The organism is Bradyrhizobium sp. NAS80.1 (genome assembly GCF_001908205.1).
Taxonomy (GTDB): Bacteria; Pseudomonadota; Alphaproteobacteria; order Rhizobiales; family Xanthobacteraceae; genus Bradyrhizobium.
The window spans coordinates 1-26687 of record NZ_LGHL01000082.1 but is presented as its reverse complement, the minus strand read 5'-3'; the positions used below and the strand labels follow the sequence as shown (position 1 = coordinate 26687).

General features: G+C 64.6%; 27 protein-coding genes and 2 pseudogenes. 15 read left to right on the top strand and 14 right to left on the bottom strand.

Going from position 1 to position 26687, the window contains the following annotated elements; genetic code table 11:
* Window positions 1-251: 251 nt before the first annotated feature.
* Window positions 252-716, bottom strand: a complete 465-nt coding sequence (locus AC629_RS19725; protein WP_084806689.1) for a group III truncated hemoglobin — start codon at window positions 714-716, stop codon at window positions 252-254.
* Between the two features lie 195 nt (window positions 717-911).
* Window positions 912-1763 (bottom strand): 3-hydroxybutyryl-CoA dehydrogenase, encoded by an 852-nt coding sequence (locus AC629_RS19720; RefSeq protein ID WP_084806688.1) that lies wholly within the window; start codon window positions 1761-1763, stop codon window positions 912-914.
* A 222-nt stretch (window positions 1764-1985) separates the two neighbouring features.
* Here AC629_RS19720 and AC629_RS19715 point away from each other — a divergent pair, with 222 nt between their 5' ends.
* From AC629_RS19715 to AC629_RS19700, 4 genes are all read left to right on the top strand, one after another.
* Complete coding sequence (locus AC629_RS19715; protein WP_143199275.1) at window positions 1986-2177, top strand: hypothetical protein; 192 nt, start codon at window positions 1986-1988, stop codon at window positions 2175-2177.
* A gap of 50 nt (window positions 2178-2227) precedes the next feature.
* The gene (locus tag AC629_RS19710) at window positions 2228-2440 is read left to right on the top strand and encodes a DUF3551 domain-containing protein (protein ID WP_084806686.1); all 213 of its coding nucleotides are present in this window, start codon (window positions 2228-2230) and stop codon (window positions 2438-2440) included.
* A gap of 319 nt (window positions 2441-2759) precedes the next feature.
* Window positions 2760-3131 (top strand): arsenate reductase (glutaredoxin), encoded by a 372-nt coding sequence (gene arsC, locus AC629_RS19705; protein ID WP_084806685.1) that lies wholly within the window; start codon window positions 2760-2762, stop codon window positions 3129-3131.
* Window positions 3128-3826 carry an ABC transporter permease gene (locus AC629_RS19700; protein WP_084806684.1) on the top strand — a complete coding sequence of 233 codons (699 nt, stop codon included), beginning with the start codon at window positions 3128-3130 and terminating at the stop codon, window positions 3824-3826. The genes arsC and AC629_RS19700 overlap by 4 nt, the downstream gene beginning before the upstream one ends.
* Here the strand turns inward: AC629_RS19700 and AC629_RS19695 are convergent.
* Window positions 3800-4609 carry an ABC transporter substrate-binding protein gene (locus AC629_RS19695; RefSeq protein ID WP_084806683.1) on the bottom strand — a complete coding sequence of 270 codons (810 nt, stop codon included), beginning with the start codon at window positions 4607-4609 and terminating at the stop codon, window positions 3800-3802. The two genes, AC629_RS19700 and AC629_RS19695, sit on opposite strands and share 27 nt — an antisense overlap.
* A 908-nt stretch (window positions 4610-5517) precedes the next feature.
* On the opposite strand from AC629_RS19695, the gene AC629_RS19685 reads away from it, so the two are divergent.
* From AC629_RS19685 to blaBJP, 4 genes are all read left to right on the top strand, one after another.
* On the top strand, window positions 5518-5931 hold the full coding sequence (locus AC629_RS19685; protein WP_143199274.1) for a hypothetical protein: 414 nt from the start codon (window positions 5518-5520) through the stop codon (window positions 5929-5931).
* Window positions 5885-7348: a hypothetical protein gene (locus AC629_RS19680; RefSeq protein ID WP_143199273.1), complete on the top strand. Its 1464-nt coding sequence runs from the start codon at window positions 5885-5887 to the stop codon at window positions 7346-7348. Before AC629_RS19685 ends, AC629_RS19680 begins: the two co-directional genes overlap by 47 nt.
* 62 nt (window positions 7349-7410) lie before the next feature.
* A complete protein-coding gene (locus AC629_RS19675; protein WP_084806679.1) occupies window positions 7411-7695 on the top strand; it encodes a TonB-dependent receptor plug domain-containing protein in 285 nt (94 codons plus the stop codon).
* Between the two features lie 197 nt (window positions 7696-7892).
* Complete coding sequence (gene blaBJP / locus AC629_RS19670) at window positions 7893-8777, top strand: BJP family subclass B3 metallo-beta-lactamase (RefSeq protein ID WP_084806678.1); 885 nt, start codon at window positions 7893-7895, stop codon at window positions 8775-8777.
* Window positions 8778-8784: 7 nt separating this feature from the next.
* Here blaBJP and AC629_RS19665 read toward each other — a convergent pair whose 3' ends face one another.
* The 8 genes from AC629_RS19665 to AC629_RS19630 are packed head-to-tail and all read right to left on the bottom strand — an operon-like array spanning window position 8785 to window position 17149.
* Window positions 8785-9504 (bottom strand): ABC transporter ATP-binding protein, encoded by a 720-nt coding sequence (locus AC629_RS19665; RefSeq protein WP_084806677.1) that lies wholly within the window; start codon window positions 9502-9504, stop codon window positions 8785-8787.
* Complete coding sequence (locus AC629_RS19660) at window positions 9497-10252, bottom strand: ABC transporter ATP-binding protein (RefSeq protein WP_084806676.1); 756 nt, start codon at window positions 10250-10252, stop codon at window positions 9497-9499. The genes AC629_RS19665 and AC629_RS19660 overlap by 8 nt, the downstream gene beginning before the upstream one ends.
* A complete protein-coding gene (locus AC629_RS19655) occupies window positions 10249-11247 on the bottom strand; it encodes a branched-chain amino acid ABC transporter permease (protein ID WP_084806675.1) in 999 nt (332 codons plus the stop codon). Before AC629_RS19655 ends, AC629_RS19660 begins: the two co-directional genes overlap by 4 nt.
* Window positions 11244-12119: a branched-chain amino acid ABC transporter permease gene (locus AC629_RS19650; protein ID WP_084806674.1), complete on the bottom strand. Its 876-nt coding sequence runs from the start codon at window positions 12117-12119 to the stop codon at window positions 11244-11246. The genes AC629_RS19655 and AC629_RS19650 overlap by 4 nt, the downstream gene beginning before the upstream one ends.
* A gap of 12 nt (window positions 12120-12131) precedes the next feature.
* Complete coding sequence (locus tag AC629_RS19645) at window positions 12132-13373, bottom strand: ABC transporter substrate-binding protein (protein ID WP_084806673.1); 1242 nt, start codon at window positions 13371-13373, stop codon at window positions 12132-12134.
* A gap of 22 nt (window positions 13374-13395) precedes the next feature.
* On the bottom strand, window positions 13396-15771 hold the full coding sequence (locus AC629_RS19640; RefSeq protein WP_084806672.1) for a xanthine dehydrogenase family protein molybdopterin-binding subunit: 2376 nt from the start codon (window positions 15769-15771) through the stop codon (window positions 13396-13398).
* Entirely contained in the window at window positions 15768-16292 is a 525-nt protein-coding gene (locus AC629_RS19635; protein WP_084806671.1) for a (2Fe-2S)-binding protein, read from the bottom strand. Before AC629_RS19635 ends, AC629_RS19640 begins: the two co-directional genes overlap by 4 nt.
* Window positions 16289-17149 (bottom strand): FAD binding domain-containing protein, encoded by an 861-nt coding sequence (locus AC629_RS19630; RefSeq protein WP_084806670.1) that lies wholly within the window; start codon window positions 17147-17149, stop codon window positions 16289-16291. The genes AC629_RS19635 and AC629_RS19630 overlap by 4 nt, the downstream gene beginning before the upstream one ends.
* 252 nt (window positions 17150-17401) lie before the next feature.
* On the opposite strand from AC629_RS19630, the gene AC629_RS19625 reads away from it, so the two are divergent.
* Entirely contained in the window at window positions 17402-18022 is a 621-nt protein-coding gene (locus AC629_RS19625; RefSeq protein ID WP_084806702.1) for a TetR/AcrR family transcriptional regulator, read from the top strand.
* Window positions 18023-18029: 7 nt separating this feature from the next.
* On the opposite strand, the pseudogene AC629_RS45445 reads toward AC629_RS19625, so the two are convergent.
* From AC629_RS45445 to hutI, 3 genes and pseudogenes are all read right to left on the bottom strand, one after another.
* Window positions 18030-18158 (bottom strand): annotated as a pseudogene (locus AC629_RS45445) (urocanase-related protein); the annotation flags it as partial.
* Between the two features lie 57 nt (window positions 18159-18215).
* Window positions 18216-19775, bottom strand: coding sequence for a histidine ammonia-lyase (hutH, locus tag AC629_RS19620; RefSeq protein WP_084806669.1), 1560 nt, complete (start codon window positions 19773-19775; stop codon window positions 18216-18218).
* Window positions 19772-20986, bottom strand: a complete 1215-nt coding sequence (gene hutI, locus AC629_RS19615) for an imidazolonepropionase (protein ID WP_084806668.1) — start codon at window positions 20984-20986, stop codon at window positions 19772-19774. Before hutI ends, hutH begins: the two co-directional genes overlap by 4 nt.
* Window positions 20987-21148: 162 nt before the next feature.
* Between hutI and AC629_RS19610 the strand changes: the two are divergent.
* From AC629_RS19610 to AC629_RS19585, 6 genes and pseudogenes are all read left to right on the top strand, one after another.
* Window positions 21149-21559 (top strand): annotated as a pseudogene (locus AC629_RS19610) (formimidoylglutamate deiminase); the annotation flags it as partial.
* A complete protein-coding gene (gene hutC / locus AC629_RS19605) occupies window positions 21556-22284 on the top strand; it encodes a histidine utilization transcriptional repressor HutC (protein WP_084806667.1) in 729 nt (242 codons plus the stop codon). The pseudogene AC629_RS19610 and the gene hutC, both read left to right, overlap by 4 nt.
* Window positions 22285-22392: 108 nt before the next feature.
* Entirely contained in the window at window positions 22393-23337 is a 945-nt protein-coding gene (locus tag AC629_RS19600; protein ID WP_084806666.1) for an ABC transporter substrate-binding protein, read from the top strand.
* A gap of 72 nt (window positions 23338-23409) precedes the next feature.
* Window positions 23410-24183: an ABC transporter permease gene (locus AC629_RS19595; RefSeq protein ID WP_084806665.1), complete on the top strand. Its 774-nt coding sequence runs from the start codon at window positions 23410-23412 to the stop codon at window positions 24181-24183.
* Window positions 24180-24965: an ABC transporter ATP-binding protein gene (locus tag AC629_RS19590; protein ID WP_084806664.1), complete on the top strand. Its 786-nt coding sequence runs from the start codon at window positions 24180-24182 to the stop codon at window positions 24963-24965. The genes AC629_RS19595 and AC629_RS19590 overlap by 4 nt, the downstream gene beginning before the upstream one ends.
* Window positions 24958-26190 carry a Zn-dependent hydrolase gene (locus AC629_RS19585; RefSeq protein WP_084806663.1) on the top strand — a complete coding sequence of 411 codons (1233 nt, stop codon included), beginning with the start codon at window positions 24958-24960 and terminating at the stop codon, window positions 26188-26190. The genes AC629_RS19590 and AC629_RS19585 overlap by 8 nt, the downstream gene beginning before the upstream one ends.
* Window positions 26191-26687 lie beyond the last annotated feature (497 nt).

Sequence of the window (26687 nt, the reverse complement as noted above, 5' to 3'; positions counted from 1 at the left end):
AGGCGCCGCAACTCTGCCGAAAACAAGGCGGAGAATTGGCACCGCAGTGCATCAATATGTCTTTACTCGCTTTGATTGAGTGAGAGCGAACGCGTTCAAGCGCGTTTTCGCAATTTCAACGTCACGCCGCGCGATCGGCATGATGATTTTGCAGATCAGACCGATGATGTTGGTATTGGTGCAGCGCGCTGCTGGTCACGCGACGCAACCACGAAGCGATACAACCGCACGTTTTACGGGCAAGAGGGTCGTCAGGACCGCAGCATGTGGCGCGGCGAAGCGATCCGGCCGGCGATCGTCGCTGACGCCATTTCAAAACTGTCCGCGATGCGGCGCGCCTTGTCGATGAACAGCGCGGCGGCCGCGGGCGGGCAGACCTCGCGCGCGGTCTGTTCGAACAGATCGAGCCAGCGGTCGAAATGATCGCCGACCAGGCTCAGCGGCATATGCGCCCGCATCGGCGAGCCGTGATAGCGGCCGCTCATCAGCACCACCGACGACCAGAAATCCCTGAGCTTGGCGAGATGCTCGTCCCAATTCTGCACGATGGCGAAGACCGGTCCCAGAAGCGCATCCTCGCGCACGCGTCCGTAGAAGCGGGCAACGAGCTCCCCAATCATCTCTTCGGTTATCCCGGTACGCTCGATCGCATCCTGGGTCAGCAGGTTCCGCCGCGCAGCCGCCGCCTCGCGCTCGGCCTTCAGTCGATCCGACATGTCCTTTGTTATCCGTTCCGTTGTTTCCCGCGGGCCGCTCGTTCGACATTGTCGGGCCAGTTGCGAACGGCGTCTTTGTCGTAGCGCAAATTGCGGGATTGGGCGGCGGACGTTATTTCTTGAGCATGATCTTGTCGGAAAACCGCTACACACTTTTCCGGATCATGCTCCGAACGCCCGCCACCGACGCCGAGATCAGGCGCTATAGGTGTAGAAGCCCTGCCCGGACTTGCGGCCGAGATGGCCGGCATCGACCATTTCCTTGAGCAAGGGGGCTGGACGGTATTTGGGGTCGTTGAAGCCTTTGTAAAAGACCTCCATCACCGAAAGCATGGTGTCGAGCCCGACGAGATCGGCCAGCGCCAGCGGCCCGATCGGATGGTTGCAGCCAAGCTTCATGCCGGCGTCGATCTCTTCCGCCGTCGCGATCCCTTCCTGGAGCGCGAAGATCGCCTCGTTGATCATCGGGCACAGGATGCGGTTGACGGCGAAGCCCGGGCTGTTCTTGGCCGTGATCGCCACCTTGCCGACGCGCTTGGCGAAATCCAGCGCCTTGGCATGGGTGTCGTCGGAGGTCTGCAAGCCGCGGATGAGTTCCAGCAGCGCCATCACCGGCACCGGGTTGAAGAAGTGCATGCCGATGAAGCGATCGGGGCGATCAGTCGCGGCGGCGAGCTTCGTGATCGAGATCGAGGAGGTGTTGGTCGCGATCAGCGTGCGCGGCGATAGCGTGGCGCAGAGGTCCTTCAGGATCTTAACCTTGAGCTCCTCGTTCTCGGTCGCAGCCTCGATGACGAGGTCGCAATCGGCAAGCTTCGCCCGGTCGGTCGTGCCGGTGATGCGCTTGAGCGTCGCCTCGCGATCCGCCGCCGACATCTTCTCTTTCTTGACGAGGCGCTCGAGGCTGCCGCCGACCGTCGAAAGCCCGCGGTTCACCGCCGCATCGGAGATATCGACCATCACGACCGAGAGCCCGGCCGCGGCACAGACCTGCGCGATGCCATTCCCCATGGTCCCTGCCCCGATGATGCCAACGGTTTGGATCATTGCTTCATATCCTTCATCCTTGCGGGCGTGCCGGCACCGGCCCGACCCCATTGTTCCTGCATCAGGATCTAGCACCCCCAACGGGCGGGTGCGACCCGATCCTGCCCTTTCCTTAAAGCATCCATGGCGGGAATAAAGCTGCCTTTCGGGCACGGCGCCCTGTCTGACCGATTTGCCTCGATTTTTGTAACGGGTCCTGCCCGGACCGCGGCTGAGGGACGGATGGACACCCGGCACGTCTCGGCCGCCGTTGATCTAGATCAATCGGACGATGCACCGCTCGCGAAGGGTGCGCTGAGATTGATGTGCGTTGACACAGAAGCCCTCGACCAGAACTCCAACGAGCTCTCGCGGTTCTGCGAATACAACCGCGAGATGCCGCTGCTAGACGCGATGGAGGCGATCGCGAAATGAGTCCAGCAATGCCCCATCGAGTGCAGAGTACAGAACGACCTGGAGGCTTCATGTCCCGTCTCATGATCGGCACCATTCTCGTCATTCTATGCATCGTCGGGGCAAGCTCCGCCCATGCGGAGCGCTATTGCCTGCAGGGGGATCAGTGGGGCTATCCCGGCAATTGCAGCTTCTCGACATACAGCCAGTGCAAGGCATCCGCCTCGGGCACGCGGGCACATTGCGGCGTCAATCCGCGCTACGCGCGTCAGCGTCGCGGGTAGAGCCAAAGCGACTTCAGCTCAGGCCGCACCCCATCTCCGCCTTTGGCAATTTCATCGAGTTTGTGCATGGACTGACCATGTCGCGACGCGTGAATTGCATCCACCCGCTTCCCGACAGGCATAGGGGCGGCGGACAACAGAGCAGACGTGCCGAGCCCTGCGGCGGCCAGTCGATCGAGGATATCCGATTGACAACCCTTTGTTATTCCAACAATCGTTGAAACATGGAAAAGACAGATCGTCGGTGCGGCGCTGGCGGTCTAGACGAGCGGGCGCGAGCAACGTCGTCAGACGGCAGTCGAGGTCGGAGACTTCTGCAATGGACGTGATCATCTACCACAATCCCGATTGCGGCACCTCGCGCACCACGCTTGCGACGATCCGGAACGCCGGCATCGAGCCGCACGTGATCGAATATCTGAAGACGCCGCCGTCACGGGCGCTGCTGCAGCAGCTCATCGCGCGCATGGGAATCTCGGTGCGCGAGGCGGTTCGCGAAAAGGCGGCGCCCTATACGGAGCTCGGGCTCGACAACGCGGCGCTGACCGACGATCAGCTGCTCGATGCGATGATAGCGCATCCGATCCTGATCAACCGTCCGATCGTGGTGTCGCCGAAAGGCGTCAGACTCTGCCGCCCCTCCGAACTGGTGCTCGATCTGTTGCCGGCGCAGCAGCGTCAGGCCGGATGAACGACTTCGCGCGATCCATCGTCGCCGCTCTCACGCTGATCGGCGGGGCCGACGCGGAGCTTCTCGGCATCGTGGCATTGTCGGTCCGTGTCAGCCTGACCGCGAGCATCGTTGCGCTCCTGATCGGCGCACCGATCGGGGCGCTGCTCGCGATCACCCGCTTCCAGGGGCGGCAGGTGATCATCGTCCTGACCAACGCGCTGCTCGGTCTTCCCCCGGTCGTGGTCGGGCTCGCGCTCTATCTCTTGCTATCGAGGTCCGGCCCGCTCGGATCGGCCGGACTGCTGTTCACGCCGGCCGCCATGGTGATTGCACAGACACTGCTAGCGACGCCGATCGTGGTGGCGCTGGTGCACCGGCCAGCAAGTCTGCTCTGGGCGGAGTATGGCGATCTGGCGCGGATCGACGGACTGTCAGTCCTGCGCAGCATGGCACTCCTGTTCGCGCTCGGCCGGACATCGCTGCTGACGGCGTTTCTCGCAGCCTTCGGGCGCGCGATCGCCGAGGTCGGCGCCATCATCATCGTCGGCGGCAACATCCGCGGCTTCACGCGCACGATGACGACCGCGATCGCGCTGGAGACCAGCAAGGGCGACCTGCCGCTCGCGCTAGGGCTCGGGCTGATCCTGCTCGCGCTCAGCGTGGCCGTGTCGACCGTCGCCTTCCTGCTAGTGGGACGCGTTGGGGAAAAATAGCTGCTCGCCGCCGACCTTGTAACCGGCGATCGCATCCTGGCCCTTCGGCGAGATGAGCCAGTCGATGAAGGCCTGCCCGTCCTGCGCCTTTACGTTCGGATGCTTTGCCGGATTCACCAGCATGACACCGTACTGGTTGAAGAGCCGCTTGTCGCCCTCAGTCAGGACGGCGAGCTCGCCGCGATTCCTGAACGACAGCCAGGTGCCCCGGTCTGACAGAAGATAGGCGTTCGAGGACGAGGCCATGTTCAGCGCCGGACCCATGCCCTGGCCGATCTCACGATACCAGGTGTCCTTGCCGGCAGCGGGGTCGACCCCGGCCTCTTTCCACAATCTCAGCTCGGCTGCGTGTGTACCGGACTTGTCGCCGCGCGAGATGAAGGGAGCCTTCGCCGCCGCGATCTTGCGCAGCGCCTCGGCAACATCCTTGCCGCCGGCGATCTTCGCGGGATCGCTTCTGGGGCCAACGATGACGAAGTCGTTGTACATGACGTCGAAGCGTTTCACGCCCTGCCCTTCCGACATGAACTTGTCTTCGGCAGGCCTGTCGTGAACGAACACCACGTCGGCATCGCCGCGCCGCCCGATGTCCAGCGCCTGGCCGGTGCCGACGGCAACGACCTTCACGTTGATGCCCTCGGCCTTCGAGAACAGTGGCAGTAAGTAGCCGAACAGACCCGACTGCTCCGTCGACGTCGTCGATGCCACGGTGATGGCCCGATCCTGCGCGAAGGCGCATGCCGACCAGAACAGAACCGCTGCGATGGCGGCAAGCTTCCTCATTGCATTGTCCTCACACCGGATGTCGGGTGTTCGAAACTACCCTCGCTGGTACTGCGAAGGGAACCCCGACGTTCGGTCAGCGCATGCCCTTGCGCCGCGGTCCTGGCCGGGCCGCCGCTCAGGAACCCCATCTTCCCGGACAGGTTGTCCAGAGACAGCGCAGGGAGACTCTCATCAGGAAGATAACTTCCCCGGCGGCGCTCTGTCGCATGCGGGTAGCCACCTTCGTCAGGGATCGTTGCAGCGCATCGCCCGCGAATGAGCGGCGATACCTCACGGCAGTCTCACGTGCTTTGAACCCCGCGTGAACTCCGGGAACGGCCAGGAATATCGAGCGCACGGTGCGATCTCCTCACTGGATCGCACTGGAGGCTCTCATGATAAGGACTACCATCTTCACCGCCTTGCGGCTCGTGCTTTCGCTGGCGATGGCCGGCCCGGTTCAGGCATGGACCGGACCGGCTGCCATTACTTCGTTACCAGGCGTCGACTGCGTGTGGCGCGATGGACGAACAGAGTGCGGCGCAGCCGCTTCGGTCAGCACCATCCCTATCGCGCATGTTCGCAAGGCCGCAGCGCCGCATCCGCGCCTTCGCAGCACGGAGCACGCGACGACCGCGCTTCCGCCGGCAACGCACCTTCCCGATCGCGACGAAGACCCGCTTGCAATGATGCATTTCGAATGAACATCGCAAGCGCCGGCATCGCAATCTGTGGACAAATCCGAGCGGCGAGACAACGGTTGCAGCGCCTCTCTCGCGATGGATGTGAGGATGTTCTACAATTGGTCTCACTTACATTGACATCAGTGTGACGGCCGGGCAGTTTTTTGCATTGCTGGCGAATCAGCGAATGCCTCACGCCGAGTACCTCTTGGACAACTCCCAGTGCTTTCGAGACTGATATCGTTGCTGCGCCGCATCCCTGCGGTGAAATGGGCGTTCTCCCGATTTCGGCCTTTGTCGCATAGCGGCAGCATCAACAGTGCGCCGATCGCTGCGGATGAGCCGCAGGCTCCCATCGTCGACATCCCCGAGGCTTCTCCCAGCATCGACATCGGCGCTGCCCAGTCGCACGACGTTGCGGCAGCGGTTCCGGTCGCGGTCGATGTGACCGCTGTTCCCGACGCCGAGAAGAGTCCCTCCGCCGCCCCCTCCGATATCAGCGCCGGTGAGGATTCGTCTCGCGAGGCGCCGACCAGCGTTGATCCGGTCGCGGTCGAGGAGCCTTCGATTTCCGTAGAGGTCGAGAGCGAGCCGGTTGAGTTTGCCGATCATGTCTTCAGCAGCGATGCGTCCCCCCGACGAGGCCGCAGGCGTTGAGCCGGTCGTCGCTGACGACTCCTCGGCTCCGCTTGCCGACGCCTTGAGCCATGCAGCTGAATCTTCCGATCTCGTCATCGCCAGCGAGCTGTCCGCTGAAGTTGCAGCGGACGACGAGCCAGTCAGCGCAGAGGCCGCTGCCGCGCTCGTCGAAGCCGAAAGCCCGGCGGCTGAGATCCTCGATCTTGTCATCGCCAGCGAACCATCCCCGGAAGTTACCGCGGAGGCCGAGCCGATCAGCGTCGACGACGCTCCCGTAGCACTCGCCGAGGCCGAAAGTCCGGCGGCTGAGATCCCCGATCTTGTCGTCGCCAGCGAGCCGTCCCCGGAAGTTACTGCGGAGGCCGAGCCGGTCAGCATCGACGACGCTCCCATAGCGCTTGTCGAAGCCGAAATCCCGGCGGCTGAGATCCCCGATTCTGTCATCGCCAGTGAGCCGTCCCCGGAAGCTGCCGCAGACGCCGAGCCGGTCAGCGTCGACGACGCTCCCGTAGCGCTCGTCGAGGCCGAAAGCCCGGCGGCTGAGATCCCCGATCTTGTCGTCGCCAACGAGTCGTCCCCGGAAGTTACCGCGGAGGCCGAGCCGGTCAGCGTCGACGACACTCCCATAGCGCTCGTCGAGGCCGAAAGCCCTGCGGCTGAGATCCCCGATCTTGTCGTCGCCAACGAGTCGTCCCCGGAAGTTACTGCGGAGGCCGAGCCGGTCAGCATCGACGACGCTCCCATAGCGCTTGTCGAAGCCGATAGTCAGACGACTGAGATCCCCGATCTCGTCGTAGCCAGCGAGCCGTCCCTGGAAGTTACCGCGGAGGCCGAGCCGGTCAGCGTCGACGACGCTCCCGTGGCGTCGCTCGAAGTTGAAATCCCGGCGGCTGGTATCTCCGATCTCGTCATCGCCAGCGATCCATCTCCCAGCGTTGGCGCGGATATCGCGCCGGTCCCGCCGGAGGGTACTTCACCCGCCAAAGCCGTCGCTGCGGACGAAGTTCCAATAGTCTCTTCCGACACCGGGGCAAAAAGCGAGCCTGCCCCCGTTGTCGTGCCTCCGTCACCAGCGCGCCGCCGGGCGCCGAAAACTCCAACGAGAGCCGCTGATCCCGCCGATCGCACGACGCTGATCCGGCAGCGCTGGGCCGAGACGGGCATCCGGATGTGGAATCCGCGGCTTCATGGCACCGGCGACGCGACGCTGAACATCCAGGGGCGCAGCGAGTTGCTGCCGCCAGCGCCCGGCGAGACGATGCCGCGTTACGACAGGCTCGAATTCAGAATGCTGGGCGGGCAGATCGTCTGCGAGGGCGTCATCGTTGAAGCGCCCGAGCAGGCTGGCCATCGCAGCTTCACCCGGCTTGCCGAGCCGCGGAACCAGGACCGGGCCCGCGAGTCCGTGCGGGAACGTCGGGCCGCTCTCGCCTGATCCTTCCCCTGCGACCACCATCACGACATGCTAGGCTGATGTCCCGGGATGGGAGATCGCGTATGCGCGTAAGATCGTTGCCACTGGTCGTGATCGCCGCCCTCTGCATCTCACAACCAGCCTTCTCCGCAGCAGGCAAGCGGTCACGCCATGCACCTCCGACCGCTCCTGCCGCAGATCCGGCTGGGCCCTACAAGGCCGATCGGCTCTCCTCCCCGCGCGGCGAGCCGATCCTCAATATCCCCGGACAAACCACCGTGCTGACGCGGCAGGTCCTCGACGACATGAACGCAACGAGCCTCAAGGACGCCATGCGCTCGACCGCCGGCGTGACGATCGGGCGTTAGGCGTCCAGCGCGGCTCGCGTTTGCAATGCGACCCGCCATGTTCAGTCGGGACACCCGGTTATTCCGCGGTGGCAAACGAAATATTCCTGATACGAGGCGGTTGCCTGCCCTACCTCCCACGACGTAGCTTGCGCATCGGCCGCGCTACGCGACAGCCGCGCCCGACCAAAACGACAAGAACACCCGGGAGGAAAACGATGAGAAAGCTCACGGCAGCACTGTGCGCGTTGGCTTTATTCGCGCCGGCAGCGCAGGCGCAGACGATCAAGGATTTCCTGGCGGCGGTCACCAAGAAATGGACCACACCGTTCGAGCCGTTCCAGCTCATTGGCAACATCTACTATGTCGGCACCGACGGCATCGCCGTCTACGTCATCAAGACCTCACAGGGCCTGATCCTGATGGATACGGCGCTGCCGCAGTCCACCGGGATGATCAAGGACAACATCGCAAAGCTCGGCCTCAAGGTCTCCGACGTCAAGATCATCCTCAACACGCACGCGCATTTCGATCACACCGGCGGCTTCGCCGAGATCAAGAAGGAGACCGGTGCGCAGCTCATGGCCGGCGAGCGCGACAAGCCGCTGCTCGAAGGCGGTTACTATCCCGGCGACGAGAAGAACGCCGATCTCGCCTTCCCCGCGGTGAAGGTCGATCGCGCGGTAAAGGAAGGCGACAAGGTCACACTCGGCGACACGACGCTGACGGCGCATTCAACGCCCGGCCATTCGCCGGGCTGCACGAGCTGGGAGATGACCGTGAACGACGGCAGCCAGGACCGCGAGGTGCTGTTCTTCTGCAGCGGGACGGTGGCGCTGAACCGGCTGGTCGGGCAGCCGACCTATGCCGGCATCGTCGACGACTACCGCGCGACCTTCGCCAAGGCCAAGGCGATGAAGATCGACGTACTGCTCGGGCCGCATCCGGAAGTCTATGGCATGCAGACCAAGCGTGCAGAGATGAAGGACGGCGCGCCGAACCCGTTCGTCAAACCGGGCGAGCTCGCGACCTACGCGACCGGCCTGTCCGAGGACTTCGACAAGCAGCTCGCCAAGCAGACCGCGGCGCTCGAGAAGAAATAGCGGCGACTCAGACTGCGCAGTAGCGCTCCTGGATGTCCTTGTCCGCGAGCAGCGCTGCGGCGCTGCTCTGATGCACCACCTCGCCCTGGTCGATGATTACGGCGCGGTCGGCAAGGCGCAGGGCCCATTCGACATTCTGCTCGACCAGAAGCAGGGTCTTGCCTTCGTCGCGCAGGCGGCGGAACAGCACACCCATCTCCTCGACCAGGACGGGCATGATGCCTTCCGAGGGCTCGTCGAGAAGGATCATCCTGGGCTTTGCGATCAGTGCGCGTGCGATCGCCAGCATCTGCTGCTCGCCACCCGAGAGCGTCACGCCCTCCTGATCAAGCCGCTCCTTGAGGCGCGGAAAGGTTTCGGCGATCTCGTCGATCGCGCCGCGCTCATCGATACCGCCGCCGGTCGCGACGAGGCCGAGCCGCAAATTCTCGCGCACGGAAAGGCCAGACACGATGCGGCGCTCTTCAGGAACGTAGGCGAGGCCAAGGTGAAAGCGCTGGTGCGCGCGCAGCGCCAGGAGCTCGCTGCCCGCGAACCGCACGTGGCCCGTCGCCTTCGGCATCAGGCCCATCATCGCCCGAAGCGTGGTGGTCTTGCCAGCACCGTTGCGGCCAACGAGAGCGACCACCTCGCCGGGGTTCACGTGGAGCGAGATGCCGTGGAGGATATGGCTCGCGCCATACCAGGCGTGGAGATCCCTGATTTCGAGCAGCGCGGTCTCAGCCATAGCCTTCACTCTGTCCAAGATAGACCCGGCGGACTTCCGGATTGCTCCTGATCTCGTCCGGCGCACCGTCTGCCAGCAGGCGACCGTGATGCAGAACCACGACGCGTTTGGACAGGCCCAGCACCATTTTCATCTTGTGCTCCACCAGAAGCACGGTGCGCTTGTCGGCGAGACGTTCGAGCAGCGCCACCATGTCCTTGGTCTCTTCCGGTCCCATGCCGGCGGTCGGCTCGTCCAGCAGCAGCAACTCAGGCTCGGAGACCAGCGCGATCGCGATCTCCAGCGCGCGCTGCTGGCCATGCGACAGGAACTTTGCGAGTTCGGCGCGCTTGCCGAGCAGCCCGACCGCGTCGAGCGCGGCATCCGCACGCGCATTCAGTTCAGTCAGCCGGGCGCGATTGCGCCAGATGTCGTAGCTCACGGTCAGAGCCTGCGCCGCAACGCGGACATTCTCGTGCACGGACAGGTCGGGAAAGATGTTCGTGATCTGGTAGGAGCGCGAGATGCCCTGATGCACGAAGCGGTGCTGCGGCAGGCCGTTCAGCTCGCGTCCCCTGAAGTGCAGCTTGCCCGACGTCGGGGGCAGCGCGCCGGAGAGGATGTTGAAGAAGGTGCTCTTGCCGGCGCCGTTCGGCCCGATGATCGAGGTGAGCTGGCCGGCCGCAAAGGACACAGTGATGCCTTCGAGCGCGACGAAGCCGCCAAAGCGCTTGCCGATCCCCTCGGCGCGGAGCAATTCGCCGCTCATTGCCGCGCCTTTCCGATTCCGACGACGTCCGCCAGCGTGCCCCATATGCCCTTGGGCAGGAACAGCACGAACAGGACGAAGATCGCGCCGACGAAGATCTGCCAGTGCGGCGTCCAGAGCGAGATGACATCCTCCAGGATCAGGAAGCTCGCCGCGCCGACGAAGGGCCCGAAGAAGCTGCGGGCACCGCCGAGCAGCACCATCATCACGATCATGCCGGAGGTCTGGTAATGCAGGATGTCCAGCGGTACGATCGACAGATGCAGGGCCAGCATGCAGCCGCCGAGCGAGGAGATCGCACCCGACAGCATGAAAACGATCAGCTTGCTGCGCTCGACGTCATAGCCGCATGCCCTCGCCCGCTGCTCGTTCTCGCGGATCGCCTCGATGACGGCGCCGAACGGCGAGTTCAGGATGCGCGACTGGAACCACATCGCCAGCGCGGCGAAGACCATCAGCACGTAATATTTGTTGACGGGATCGAGGAAATTGACCGGGAGCCCGAACAGGCTGATGCGATCGACCGTGAAGCCGCGCAGGCCGTTCTCGCCGCCGGTGAAGGATGAGGCCTGGAGTGCCACGTAATAAACGAGCTGAGCGAGCGCGAGGGTCACCATCGAGAAATAGATGCCGCGTGTGCGCGTCGAGACGATTCCGATCGCGGCGGCGAGACAGGTGCTGAGGCCAACGGCAATCGGCACCGCGGCGAACCAGGGCACGCCGTAGCGGCCGATCGCGATCCCCGTGAAGTAGGCGCCAGCGCCGAAAAACGCCGCCTGACCGAATGACAGCAGTCCGGTGTAGCCGAACAGGAGATTGTAGCCCATCACCACGACTCCGTAGATCAGGACGTTGACGGCCAGCGCCTGCGACGGCAGCAGCCAGGGCAGCACGGCAAGCACTGCGATGGAGAGCAGCACGCGCTGCTCGAGAAGCCAGCCGAGCCCGCCAGGCGAGGGTTCGGCGACCGCTTCGCAGCTCGATAGTGACGTCACGCGGTCCTCCCTCTGACGCCGAACAGGCCCTGCGGGCGGATCAGCAACACTACCGCCATCAGCGCGAACATGACGATGGTCGCCATCTCCGGCGCGAACAGCGCCACCATGCTGATGGAAATGCCGACCATGAGGCCGGCGACGACCGCGCCGACGATCGAGCCGAGGCCGCCGATAACGGTGACGACGAAGGCCTCCGCCAGCACCAGCGCCCCCATCTCCGGATTAACGCTGCGCATGGGCCCCGCGAGCACACCGCCAAGGGCCGCCAGCCCGACGCCGAGACCGAAGATCGCGAGCCACACCCGGCCGATATCGACGCCGAGCACCTGCATGATGGTGGGATCGCGGGCACCGGCGCGCACGATCAGGCCGACGCGGGTCTTCTCCAGCGTCAACCAGAGCACCAGCAGCACCACTGCCACCAGCGCGATGACAAAGAGCCGATAGCGCGGGAAGAAGCCGATCCCGAGATCGAGCACGCCGATCAGTTGCGGCGGGGTCGGAAACGGAATGCCGTCGCTGCCGAACACGATCCGCACGCCCTCGACCAGGACGTAGCTGAGGCCGAAGGTGAGCAGCAGCGGATCGTCGATCGAGCGTCCATAGAGCCTGCGGATCAGGACGAATTCGATCAACATGCCGAAGGCGCCGATCAGGATGGGAGCGAGCAGCAATCCCCACCAGAAGCTTCCGGTGAGAGACGCCAGATACAGCCCCGCATAGGCCCCGATCATGAACAGCGCGCCATGGGCGAAATTGACCACCCCGAGCATGCCGAACACGATCGTCAGTCCAAGCGCAGTGATCACCAGGACCGCCCCAAGGGCGATCCCGGAGAGAAGCTGCATGATGATCAGCGACAGGTCCATCGTGACAGGGCTTTAGGTGGTGTGGCCGAGCTCGCCGCAGCTGCGCAGCATGTCGTCGGAGCCCGCATCGTTGGCGAGAATGGCGAACAGGTCGTTGTCGTTGGCCATGGCTGACTTCTTCTTGGACTCCAGCACCAGCACCGACTGCACCGACTGATGGTCGCATTTGCGGTAGTGCTGCGGGCCCTTGGTCAGGTCGTATTGCAGCTTCTCCAGGGCGTCGACGACCTTGTCGTTGTCGGTTCCACCGGCGGCCTGCATGGCGAGCAAGAGCGAGGCCACGCCGGAATAGCCATAGGCGCCGTAGTCGGTCGGGATCGCACCGCCATAGGCCGCGCGGAACGCCGCGTTGAAATCGGCGGCGGTCTTGCTCTGGGGCTCCAGGCCCCAATAGTAATTGGCGCCGCCAACCACGCCCTCGAAGACGTCGGGGCCTACCGCGAGCCGCTGGTTGTGCAGGATCACAGGCACGACGATCTTCATCTGCTGCTTGACGCCGAAATCCACCGCCTGCTTGATCGCATTGGCCTGGTCGCGGCCGAAGTTGGAGATGCAGAGCACGTCCGGCCGCATCGACATCAGACGCGGCATGAAGGTGGAATAGTCGGCCGCGCCGAACGGATGCAGGATCTCGCCGACATTGTCCGCGCCGATCGCCGCCTGCGCGCGCTTGAAGCCGCGCAGCATCTCGTGACCGTAGGCATAGTCGGCAACGAGATGGGCGACCTTCATGCCCTTCTTAAGGGTCTGCCGCGCCACGGCAGCAGTCGTCATGTGCGGGTTCAGCGCCTCATGGAAGGTATATTTGCTGAAATCCTTGGCCTCGTTGATGGTGTCCGACTGGCTGATCGAGACGTAGATCACGCCGCGGGCGCGAGTGACTTCGTTGACCCCGAGCTGCACCGCGCTGGAGAGCGCGCCGACCACGGCATGAACCTTGTCCTTCTCGATCAGCTCCAGCGTGCGGGTCGCCGCCTCGCCGGCATTGAGCTTGTCGTCGCGCACCAAGAGCTCAACCTTGCGGCCAGCAATACCGCCCTTGTCGTTCACGAGCTTGACGGCGAGCTCAGCGCATTTGACCTGATCGCGCGCTTCCGCGGCAAAGGGGCCGGTGAGCGGCGTCGGAAAGCCGATGCGGATCGTCTCGTCCGCGGCGCGGCCGATCCGGGGCATTGCGAGCAGCGCTGCGCTCGCCGAGAGGCCTGCGAGCGCGGTGCGGCGGGATATTTTCGGGGTCGAACCGGATTTGGGCATGATTTCCTCCAGAGCTCTTTTTCTAGAAACGCTTCAGGGCTTTCAGGACCTTTGCGGGCGTGATCGGAATCGAATTGATCGTCGCGCCGAACGGCGTGAGCGCGTCGTTGACGGCGTTGAGCACGCAGGCAGAAGCGGCGGCGGTGCCGGCCTCGCCGCATCCCTTGGCGCCGAGCTCGGTGTCGGCGGTCGGCGTCTCGACATGGGCGATGACGATGTCTGGCATCTCCATCGGCATCGGCACAAGGTAATCGGCGAGTGAGCCGTTCACGAGCTGGCCGGTCTCGCTGTAGCGGCATTCCTCAAACAGCGCCGCGCCGAGCCCCTGCACGATGCCGCCGCGGAGCTGTTCGTCCACCAGCATCGGATTGATGACACGGCCGCAATCCTCGACGATGAAGTGCTTCAATACCTTGATGAAGCCTGTTTCGACATCGACCTCCATCGAGCAACCCTGGATGCCGTTGGTGAAGGCGAAAGGATAGCCTTGCGGGGCAAAGTGGTGGCCGACGGTGAGCTGCGCCTGCGTGCCGGGCGGCAGCGTGTCGGAACGGAAATAGGCGATGCGCGCGATCTCGGCGATCGGCAGGCGCTGCTGCCGCGTCGCTGCATCGACGACCTCGCCATCGATGATGTCGAGCGCAGACGGCTGCTCCTGGAGGATAAGCGCGGCGATCTCCAGGATATTACGCTTGAGCGCGCGCGCGGCCCGAAGCGCGGTCTCGCCGCCAATGCCGGCGCCGCGGCAGGCCCATGTGGCGCCGCCATGCGGCGTCACCTCGGTGTCGCCGGTAACGACCTTGACGTGCTCCTGCGCAAGGCCGAGTTGATCGGCCACGATCTGGCTGATGATCGCCTCGGTTCCCTGCCCCTGCTCGGTGACCGAGATCAGGCAGCGCACCTCGCCGGAAGGCGTCAGGCTGACGATGGCGCCGTCCTGCGAGGAGATTCGCGCGCCACCGACGCCATAGAAAGCCGGGCTGGGGTTGGTGATCTCGACAAAGGCCGCGATGCCGATGCCGCGATACACGCCGCGCTTGCGCAGCTCTGCCTGTTCGGCGCGCAGCGCGTCGTAGTCCATCATCTCGTGCAGGCGCTTCAGGCAAGCCTGATGCGACAGCGCCTCGAAACGGTAGCCGGTCGGCGAGGTCTGCGGATAGGCATCATCGGCGATCACGTTCTGTGCACGGATGGCGAACGGATCGAGGCCGACCTTGGCCGCGGCCATGTCGACCAGCCGCTCGGTGACGGCGCAAGCAATGGGATGGCCGACGGCCCGATACTGGCTGGTCTGCACCTTGTTCTGGAAGATCACCTCCAGCGAAGCGCGGTAATTCTTGAAGCGATATGGCGCACCGATCAGGCGGATCACCTGGTTGCCCTCGACTACGCTGGTGCGCGGATAGGTCGAGAAGGCGCCGATCGCGGTCAGGTCCAGCACGTCCATCGCGAGGATCTCGCCTTTGGCATCCAGCGCCATCCGGGCGCGGACGCGGTGGTCGCGGGCGTGAATGTCGGAGACGAACGACTCGATGCGGTCGGCGACGTATTTGACGGGACGGCCGAGCAGGATCGAGAGGCCGACCACCGCCATGTCCTCGTGATAGACATGCAGCTTCATCCCGAAGGAGCCGCCGATATCGGTCGCGATCACGCGAACGCGGGCTTCCGGGATGCCGTAGTGGCGCGAATAGAGATCCTGGAACTGGTATGGCGTCTGCGTGGCGTGATGCACGGTGAGCATGCCGGCGGCGGGATCATAATCCGCGACGATGGCGCGCGGCTCCAGCGTCACCGCGGTATGGCGGCCGAAGGAGAATTCCTCCTCCACCACGTGCGCCGCATGCGCAAAAGCATCGTCGACGGTGCCATTGTCGAGCTGACTGCGGAAGCAGATGTTGTTGGCGCTGCCGGGATTGATCAGTGGCCCACCGGCCTCACGCGCACCGTCGATATCAACGACGACGGGAAGATCCTCGTAGTCAACCTCGATCAGCTCCAGCGCATCTTCTGCAATCGCCCGGCTCTCGGCGACGACGGCGACCACCGCCTGCCCGGCCCAGACCACCCGATCGAGCGGCAGCGGCAATTGCGGCGAGGACGTCATGCCCTTGAAGTGATCGAGCGTGCCGGTCCAGGGCGTGCAGATCTTGGCGAGATCCGCGCCCGTGGCGACCAGATGCACGCCTTCGAGCGCGCGCGCCCGTTCGATGTCGATAGAGATAATCTTCGCGTGCGCATGCGGACTGCGCAGGAAGGCGGCATAGAGCATGCGCGGCAGCTTGAGGTCGCTGACATAGCGCCCGCGCCCGGCAAGCAACCGCTTCGCGTTCGGCCGCGGCACAGAACGGCCGATATAGGAGTTCGGTCGGTCCAGCGAGGTCAACGGCGCACTCATGTCGCGCTTCCGCCTTCGTTGCGCGCTTTCGCGACGGCGTCGATGGCGTCGACGATCGCCTCGTAACCGGTGCAGCGGCAGTAATTGCCCGACAGCGCGTCGCGGATTTCCTCGCGGCTCGGCTCCGCCACCTGCGAGAGCAACTCGTTGGCGTTGACCAGCATGCCCGGCGTGCAGAAGCCGCATTGCAGCGCGTTGCGGCGATGGAATTCGGCCTGGAGGTCGGCGATCACGCCACTTTCGGAGAGTCCATCGATCGTGTCGATCCGGGCGCCGTCGGCTTGCACCGCGTACATCAGGCAGGAATGCACGGCGCGGCCGTCGAGCTGCACCAGGCAGGCGCCGCAGGCTCCCATTTCACAGCCGGCATGCGTGCCCGTCAGCTCGAGCTCGTTGCGCAGGCAATCGACCAGCGTCTCGCGCGGCGCGACCTCGCAGGCGACCTTGCGGCCATTGACGACGAAGCGAACCCGCACGGTCTCGTCGGCCTCATCCAGGAGGTTCTCGTCAAAGCCGCTCATGCACTCTCCCCCAGACGTCCGAGCAGGCGGCCCAGCAACACACGAGCGAGATGCAGCCGCATCGCCGGCGGCACCTCGTCGTTTTCTGGCGGCGCTAGATCGCCTTCGAGCGCGGCTTGCGCGGCGGCGATACGCTCCGAATTGAGGCTCGATCCGATGAGGGTCGCCTCTGCTCCCTTCACCCGTGTCGGCGTATTACCGACGGAGAAGAAGGAGATGCGAATGTCGTTGATCCGATCGCCAGCGCAGGTCGCAAGCATGCCGCAACCGACCAGCGCATAATCCCCGCGCCGGCGCGCCATTTCGTCGAACGCAAAGCGCTGGTCGGCCTTGAACAGCGGAACATAGATCGCGGTGATCAATTCGCCGGGCTGCAATGCAGTCTCGAAGAGGTCGATGAAGAAGTCGTCGGCCTTGATGCGCCGGCTGCCGGAGGGGCCGGCGATCTCGATCTCGGCATCGAGCGCCAATGTCATCGCCGGAAATTCGGACGCGGGATCGGCCAGCGCGACACTGCCGCCGAACGTGCCGCGGTTGCGGATCGCAGGATGAGCGACGAAAGGCGCCGCGGCCTGGAGGAGCGGTGCAAATTCGGCAATCAGCGGCTCGCTCAGCATTTCGCAGTGCCGCGTCAGGGCACCGATGCGCAGGAAACCGCCTTCGCGTCTGACACCGCGCAGCTCACCAATGTGGGTGATGTCGATCAGAAGTCGCGGCGCCTGCAGCCGCAACGACAGCGCCGGCACGAGGCTCTGGCCCCCGGCGATGAAGCGCGCATCATCGCCAACAAGCGCGTGGGCATCCAGCGCCTGTTCGATTGTCGCAGCACGAAAATAGCTGAAAGCCCTCGCCTTCACCGCCGTTTCCTCAAAATCCGTAGGCTCATCAGCCAGGATGCCAGATTTGTAACCATCTGGTCTCAAAACCCTGACACGACCGCGGAGGGCGGTCAACAGAAAATGACCATTTGGTCACAAATGCGCCTTGGGCTATGAAGGCGGAGTTACGTGCGATTCAGCGACGAAATGGCCCGAAAAGCGCAGAAAACGGCGAAGCGACCGGTCCGAAGGCGAACCGAGATAGGCAAGTCCGCGCCAAAGCGCCGCAACATGCGCGCGGCCGATCGCGAGCGCGCGATCGTCGACGAGGCAATCCGGTTCTTCGCCGAACATGGCTTCGAGGGCCAGACCCGTGAGCTCGCCAAGCGCATGGGCATCACCCATTCGGCGATCTATCGCCACTTCCCGAGCAAGGAAGCGCTGATCGAGCGGGTCTACCAGGAGGTCTATCTCAGCCGCTGGTCGCCCGATTGGGGGCCGATGATCCGCGACCGCTCGCTGTCGCTGGAGGCGCGGCTCACGCGCTTCTACCTCGACTATGCCGCGCGCGTGTTCGAGTACAACTGGGTCCGGATCTTCGTCTTCTCGGGCATGAAGTCGTTCGGCATCACCGGCCGCTATCTCGACATCATCAGGCGCGAGATCATCGAGCCGGCGGCGGCCGAACTGCGCCACGATCTGAAGCTGCCTGACGCGAAGACCCATCCGCTCGGCGAACGCGAGACCGAGCTGTTCTGGGGCCTGCACGGCCGCATCTTCTATCTCGCCATCCGCAAGTTCATCTACGAGACGCCGATCCCGCCCGATCTCGACGCGATCGTCCGCGACGCCGTCCAGACCTTCATGGACGGCGCGCGGGCGACGATGCCAAGGCTGCTCGTGCGCGACTGAGACGTGGCTACTTTGCCAGGCTCGGCAGATTGAGGCCGTTGGCACGGGCGCAGTCGATCGCGATCTCGTAGCCCGCATCCGCGTGGCGCATGACGCCACTCGCAGGATCGTTCCACAGCACGCGCTCGATCCGCCTTTGCGGCTTCCGTAGTCGAGCGTCGGAATGCGCTGCGCATCCGGCCACGAGTCTTGTTCAATCAAGTCTTGGAAACGGATCGGATGGAAGCGCGGCGATCGCCGCGGCCGGCAGCGCATCGGCTTCGATCAGCGCGGCGGCCTTGGCGAGATCGCCAGCCATGTAGCGGTCGGCGCCGAGCGCGGGTACATGTTCGCGAAGCGCGGCGATGACGGCAACGAGTGGCGCGCTGGTCGCATGCGGCGCGCGCAGCGTGATGCCCTGGGCAGCGACCAGAAGCTCAATGCCGAGGATGGCGGCCAGATTGTCGGCCATATCCGACAGGCGTCGCGCAGCGTGCGCGGCCATCGAGACATGGTCTTCCTGGTTGGCGCTGGTCGGCGTCGAGTCGATCGAGCAGGCGAGCGCGCGCTGCTTGTTCTCGGCGTAGAGCGCGGCCGCCGTCACCTCGGCGATCATGAAGCCGGAATTGATGCCGGGATCGGGCGTGAGGAACGGCGGCAAGCCGAAATTGAGCGCGGGGTCAACCAGCGTCGCGATGCGCCGCTCGCTGATCGCCCCGATCTCAGATAGCGCCAGCGCGAGGGAGTCGGCGGCAAAAGCTACCGGTTCGGCGTGGAAGTTACCCCCGGAGACGATCTCGCCGGTCTCGACCAGGACGAGCGGATTATCGGTGACGGCGTTGGCTTCGACGATCAGGCCTCGCGCCGCCTGCGTAATCAGGTCGAGCGCTGCGCCCGCAACCTGCGGCTGGCAACGCAGGCAATAAGGATCCTGCACGCGTTCGTCGCCTTCGAGATGCGACAGACGGATGTCGCTGCCATCGAGCAGCGCGGTCAACGTCGCCGCCGCCGCGATCTGTCCGGCATGACCGCGCAGCGCCTGAATTTCGGGGCGGAACGGCGCCGTCGATGCCATCGCCGCATCCACCGACAGCGCACCGGTGACCAGCGCGGCGCGCGCTAGGCGAAATGCACGCAGCACGCCGGAAATGGCGTAGGCGGTCGAGAACTGCGTGCCGTTGATTAGCGCAAGCCCCTCCTTGGGGCCGAGCGTCAGCGGTGCAAGGCCGGCTGCGGCGAGCGCCTCGCTGCCGGGGACGATGCCGCCATCAACGATCGCCTGCCCTTCGCCGATCATCACTGCGGTCATATGCGCGAGTGGCGCGAGATCGCCGGAGGCGCCGACTGAGCCCTGCTGCGGCACCAGCGGATAGACGCGCCGCGCCAGCATGGCCTGCAACTGCTCGATCACCTCACGGCGCACGCCGGAGGCGCCGCGTCCAAGCGAGACGATCTTCAGCGCCATCATCAGGCGGACGATCGGTTCCGGCGTCGCCGGCCCGACGCCGCAGCAATGCGAGACGATCAGGTTGCGCTGGAGCAGCGCGGTCTGATCCGGTGGAATGCGCTTCGAGGCAAGCTTCCCGAACCCGGTGTTGATCCCGTAGACGGGAACGTCGGCTTGGGCCGCCTTTGCGACGATCTCAGCCGCCGCCTCGACGCGCGGCCAGAACGAGGAATCGAGAACGACAGGTTGTCCTGCAAGCACGCGCACGAGATCGTCGAAGCGCACCGCTCCCGGTTTGACGACGATTGCTGCGCCCTGCTCTGTCACTGTCCCCTCCACACCCGGCGATGCAGCGGATTGAAGCCGATGCGGTAGACGAGCTCGGCGGGCCGCTCGATGTCCCAGATCGCGAGGTCGCACCATTTGCCGGCTTCGAGCGTACCGATCTCATGGAGCATGCCGAGCGCCCGCGCGCCTTCACGGGTGACGCCGGCAAGGCATTCGGCCACCGTCATCCGGAACAGCGTCGCGCCCATGTTCATTGCGAGCAGGAGCGAGGTCAGCGGCGAGCTGCCGGGATTACAATCGGTCGCGAGGGCCATGTGGACGCCGTGCTTGCGGAATGCCTCGACCGGCGGCTTCTGCGTCTCGCGGATGAAGTAGAAGGCGCCCGGGAGCAGCACGGCCACCGTTCCGGCCTTCGCCATCGCCGCCGCGCCAGCCTCGTCCGTGTGCTCGAGGTGATCGGCGGAGAGCGCGGAGAATTTTGCGGCGAGCGCGGCACCGCCGAGGTTCGAGAGCTGATCGGCATGGAGCTTGACCGGCAATCCGAGGGCCCTCGCCGTCGCGAACACCCGCGCCGTCTGCTCAGCCGAGAACGCGATGCCTTCCATGAAGGCATCGACGGCATCGGCAAGGCCCGCCTTTGCGACGGCGGGCAGCATCTCCTTGCACACGAGATCGATGTAGCGATCCTTGTCGCCATCGGCGTCTACCGGCAGCGCATGGGCGCCGAGAAAGGATGTACGGATCGCAACCTTCCGCTGACCGCCGAGGCTGCGCGCGGCGGCGAGCTGCCGCATCTCGGTTTCGGTCTCGAGGCCATAGCCGGACTTGATCTCGACCGTGGTCGCGCCCTCGCCGATCAGCGCATCGAGCCGCGGCAGCGCGCTTGCGACGAGCTCGGCCTCGCTCGCCTTGCGCGTGGCAGCCACCGTAGAGACGATGCCGCCGCCGGCTCGCGCGATCTCCTCGTAGCTTGCGCCCCTCAGGCGCAGCTCGAATTCGTGCGCGCGGTTGCCGCCATAGACGAGATGGGTGTGGCAGTCGACGAGGCCGGGCGTAATCCAGCGCCCCTCGCAATCAATCCGCTCGATCGCGTCCGCATCGGCCGGAAAATCCGCCTGCGTACCCGCATAAGCAATGTGGCCGCCACGCGTGGCGACCACGCCATGGTCGATCTCGCCGAGATCGGGACGATCGGCCCGCATCGTGGCGAGCCGGGCGTTATGCCAGATCCGGTCGAAGCGCTCTGCCATGCAGCCGTCCCTTTGCGGATGTCCCCGCTCCCTAGGATGCTTGACTTAAATGTCTAGACATATAATCGTGGGATGGTTCTGTCCAGCCGGCGCGTAATCATGACCCGACTGCATTTCGCCTCCGCGCTCCTGCCCTCGGGCTGGGCCAATGACGTGCAGGTCACCGATTCCAACGTGCTGGTCGGCGTGGCCGCCGACGAACTGCGCCAGCTCGAATACGGCCAACGCCTTAGGTATCTCGAGCGCAACGTGCTCTGCGGTGGCGCAGGCCGCTCGACGGGACGCACGTTGTTCGATCATGCGCTTGCAGGTGGCGCAAAGGCGCTGGCGCAGACAACGGCCGGCCTCACACACGGGGCACGCGCCGACATCGTCACGCTCGATACCGCCCATCCGTCGCTAGCGGGGCGCGAGCAGGACGCCGTTATCGATGGCTGGATCTTTGCGGCTAGCAGCGGCGCGATCGATTGCGTCTGGGCCGGCGGTCACAAGGTCGTTGAAGGCGGGCGACATAAATTGCGCCAGGCTGCACGCGAGCGCTTCAACGCGGCGGTGCGGAGGCTTTTCGCATGAGCCTCGCCACGGACGCGGCCGACAAGACCACGCTCTACAAGCGCATCCGCGCCGACATTGAAAAGCGCATCCTGACCGGCGAATGGCCTCCCGGGCATCGCATTCCCTTCGAGCACGAGCTGGTCGCACGCTACGGCTGTTCGAGGATGACGGTGAACAAGGCGCTGTCGGAACTCGCGCAGGCCGACCTGATCGAGCGGCGGCGGCGCGCCGGCTCCTTCGTGCGCCGGCCGCAGCATCTGTCGGCTGTGCTGAAGATCGCCGACATCCGTGCCGAGATCATTGCGCTCGGCCGCAGCTACGGCTATGAGCTGATCGGCCGAAAGCTGCGCGCGGCGACCGCGGCTGATCGTGACCGTCTCGGCGTGAAGAAGGCCGGCAAGGTGGTCGCGATCACCTGCCGCCACAGCGCCGACAATGTGCCCTTTGCTGTCGAGGACAGGCTGATCGACCTGTCGTCCGTGCCGAATGCTGCGACCGCGGATTTCTCGCGCGAGCCGCCCGGCTCGTGGCTGCTTCATCATGTCCCATGGACAGAGGCCGAGCATACGATCAGCGCGATCGCTGCGGATGAACGCACCGCGGAAGCGCTCGACATCGCAGTCGGCGCGCCCTGCCTCGTGATCGACCGCTACACCTGGCGCAGCGCGCGCACGATCACCGCGGTGCGCCTGCTTTATCCCGGTGACTCTCACCGCCTAGTCGCCCGATTCAAGGGAGGCTGAAAGAACAATGTCGGCACAAATCGTGCAGTGTTTCGGGCAACGGTCCATGGGCCGACATAAAGAGATCAACAGGACGGCAATCCATCGATCGGCAAGAGGACGACAATCATGCGTAGTTCGAAAGTATTTGCGACAATCATTGCCCTCGCGGCCTCCACTCCGGTGCTCGCTGACGACGTCAAGGTCGGCATCGGCATCTCCGGATGGACCGGCTTCGCGCCGCTGACGCTCGCGAAGGAGGCCGGCATCTTCAAGAAGAACGGCCTCGACGTCACGATCAAGAAGATCCCGCAGAAGGACCGCCACCTCGCGATCGCCTCCGGCGACGTCCAGTGCGCGGCAACAACGGTCGAGACCTGGATCTCCTGGAACGCCAACGGCGTTGCGACCAAGCAGATCTTCCAGCTCGACAAGAGCTACGGCGCCGACGGCATGGCCGTGCGCAACGACGTTACGTCCATTAAGGAGCTGAAGGGCAAGACGGTCGCGGCCTCCGCGCCCGGCACCTCGCCCTATTTTGCGCTGGCCTGGATGCTCAAGAAGAATGGCCTCTCGGTGAAGGACGTCACCGTCGTGAACCTCGAGCCGGCTGCGGCTGCGCAGGCCTTCGTGTCCGGCCAGAACGATGCCGCGATGACCTATGAGCCGTACCTGTCGACGGTGCGCGCTGCGCCCGACAAGGGCAAGATCATCGCCACCACGCTCGACTATCCGATTGTCATGGACACGTTCGGCTGCACGCCGAAGTTCCTCACCGAGAACCCGAAGGCCGCCAAGGCGCTCGCCGACAGCTATTTCGAGGCACTCGACATGATCGCCAAGGACCAGGCCAAGGCCTACGAGATCATGGGCGCCGACGTGAAGCAGACCGGCGAGCAGTTCGGGAACTCGGCAAAGTACCTGCGCTGGCAGGACAAGGCCGCGAACCAGAAATTCTTCGCCGGCGACTTCCTGACCTTCAACAAGGACGCCGCCGAGCTCCTGCTCGAGATCGGCATCATCAAGGCTGCGCCGAAGGTCGAGGACCTCTTCGACGCGAGCTTCATCAAGTAAACTCTTCAAGAGCTGCCGGTCCCGCTGAGACGCGGGATCGGCACATGATCGACTATTCGGATAGACAGTTTGATGCGCCCCCTGGATCCCGTGACATCGAAGCAGCGCGTGGCTTACGGCCTTGCGTTCTTCGTGCTGTTCGTTGCCCTCTGGTCCTGGGCGACGCTCGGCGGCCATGTGTCGAAAACCTTCCTCGCAAATCCGCTGACCATGGTGCAGGAGGGCTTTGACCTGCTGGCGAAGCAGGGATTCGTATACGACATCGGCATGACGATCTGGCGCGTTGTCGGCGGCTTTGCGCTCGCGACGATTATCGCGGTGCCGCTCGGCGTGCTGATGGGGGCCTACAAGCCCATCGAAGCGTTCCTCGAACCGTTCGTCTCCTTCGCGCGCTATTTGCCAGCTTCGGCCTTTATCCCGCTCCTGATCCTCTGGGCCGGTATCGGCGAATTGCAAAAGCTGCTCGTCATTTTCATCGGCTCGGTGTTCCAGGTCATCCTGATGGTCGCCGTGACCGTCGGCGCGACGCGGCGCGACCTGGTCGAGGCGGCCTATACGTTAGGGGCCAGCGACCGCGGCATCATCCGCCGCGTGCTCTTGCCTTCCTCCGCGCCCGAGATCGCGGAGATTTTGCGGCTGGTGCTGGGCTGGGCCTGGACCTACGTCATCGTCGCCGAGCTGATCGGTTCGTCCTCGGGCATCGGCCACATGATCACCGACAGCCAGGCGTTGCTCAACACCGGCCAGATCATCTTCGGCATCATCTTGATCGGACTGATCGGCCTCCTCTCCGACTTCATGTTCAAGGCATTCAACGCCTGGCTGTTCCCCTGGAAGCTCGCATGACGACCCTCAAGATCGAACAGGTCTCGCGAACCTTCCCCGCGCGCCACGGCAACGCGCCGACCAGGGCGCTGGAGCCGACCGACCTCACCATCGGCAACAACGACTTCGTCACCATCCTCGGCCCCTCCGGCTGCGGCAAGTCCACGCTGCTGCGTATCGTCGCCGGCCTCGATCGTCCGACCAGCGGACGCGTCACGCTCGACGGGCGCGAGGTGACCGGCCCGGGCGCCGATCGCGGCATGGTGTTCCAGTCCTACACTCTGTTCCCGTGGTTGACCGTGCGCGAAAACATCGCCTTCGGCCTGCGCGAGCGCGGCGTGCCGCAGGACGAGCGGAACAAGATCGCTGATGCCTTCATCCGCCAGGTTGGATTGTCCGGCTTCGAGAACCACTGGCCAAAACAGCTCTCCGGCGGCATGCAGCAGCGCACGGCGATCGCCCGTGCACTCGCCAATGATCCGAAGATCCTGCTCCTCGACGAGCCCTTCGGCGCACTGGACAACCAGACCCGCGCCTTGATGCAGGAAATGCTGCTCGGAATCTGGGAGCGCGATCAGAAGACAGTGCTGTTCGTCACCCACGACATCGAGGAAGCCATCTTCCTCGGCAGCCGCGTTATCGTCATGAGCGCACGCCCTGGCCGCATCAAGGCCGAGATCAATGTGGACCTGCCGCATCCGCGCTCCTACAAGATCAAGACCACGCCGGAATTCGTCCAGCTGAAGGAACGGCTGGTCGAGGAGATCCGCACCGAGGCGCTGAAGGTTGCCGAACATGCCTGACACTCAGCCACGCGCCAATGGGATGCGCGTTCTCGCCGATCTCAATGCACTCCGTGCCATCGGCACTTTCAAGACCGGCGTGCACAAGCCGACCTTCTCCGAGCCGCACAGGCAGTCGCTCGATTGGCTGGTGCAGAAACTGCCCAAGGCCGGTCTCTCCGCCGCGATCGACGGCATCGGCAATGTCTTCGGCACCAGCGCAAAGCGGGGGCCGAAGTTGCTGGCGGGCTCACACCTGGAAAGCCAGAACTACGCCGGCTGGCTCGATGGCCCGCTCGGCGTCGTCTATGCGCTCGAAGCCGCACGCGTCCTCAACTCCGATCCCTCGCTCAAGGGCGCCGTCGAACTCGCCGCCTGGTGCGACGAGGAAGGGCATTTCGGCCATTTCCTCGGCTCGCGGTCCTATGTCGGACAGGTGACCGAAGCCGATATCGACGCTGCGCGCGACCGCACCAGCGGCCGCACCATGCGCGACGCACTCGCCCACATGGGGCTCTCGGGGCGGGCGCGCGTCACAGCCGAGCCGGGACGGCACGTCGGATATCTGGAGGCGCATATCGAGCAGGGCGACACGCTCGAGAGCGGACGCCTTGCGATCGGCGTCGTGACCTCCATCGTCGGCATCTGGCAGTACCGGATCAATTTCGTCGGCGAGCAGAACCACGCCGGCACCACCCGCATGGCGGCGCGGAAAGACGCCGGCCTGGCGCTGGCCAAGTTCTGCGTGGCGATCGACGAGCGTTTCCCGGGCGCTTGTGGCCCGCGCACGGTCTGGACCACCGGCCGCATCACGCTCGATCCGGGTGCACCGAGCATCATTCCGGGCGGAGCTGAAATGCTGTTCCAGATCCGCGACGACGATCCTTCCGTCATCGCGCGGCTGGAGGATCTGCTGCGCACCATGGCGGACGAGGTCAACGCGAAGGGTCCCTGCACCGTCTCCGTGGAGAAGCTGCGCACCGGTGCCCCCGCCATGATGAACGCCGGCTTTCAGGATACCATCGAGGCCGCGAGCAAGGCTCTCGCGGACGGACGGTCCATCCGCATACCGAGCGGCGCCGGCCACGATGCGCAGATGCTTGCGACCATCATGCCCGCAGGCATGCTGTTCGTGCCGTCGATCGGCGGCATCAGCCATCACTGGACCGAGAACACCGCCGACGCAGACATCGTCACCGGCGCCCAGGTGTTCGTCGACGCCTGCCGGCGGATTCTGGGCGGCTAGGACGACGTGCCACCGCCGAACCTGAACTCCTGGACGACATCTCCACATCTCAAGAGCACCTCGCTTGCTCTGAAATGGGAGAGCTGTGGCCGCGGTGTGGCTTGAACGTTGCTGCATTGTTTCTGCTCGTTGAATTTCATGCGGGCGCGGAGACATGGGCCCCTGCTCAGCTGCGCACCACTTCGTGGATGCGCTCGATTTGCGGTTCTAGATAACAGACACGCATTCGCATCCTCGCGGCGGAATTTGCCCGAGCTTTGCTTCGTCTCTTCGCCCTCATAGCCAAGAGCAACTGTGCCGGAAGTAGACCGCTGACCGGCCGGGCTCAAGGCTGGCGCTGGCGCGCCCCCGCCTTCGGCGGCTGACGGCCTTGACCCCCATCCGCTCAGCGGTCTGTTGGCTTTGCAAGCGCTCGGTCTCCGACCGCGCGCGGTGAAGTGCGCTCGGTCAGTTCACCGCATAGCGGTGGGGATCCCATTTCTGCCGTCGTGCGATCA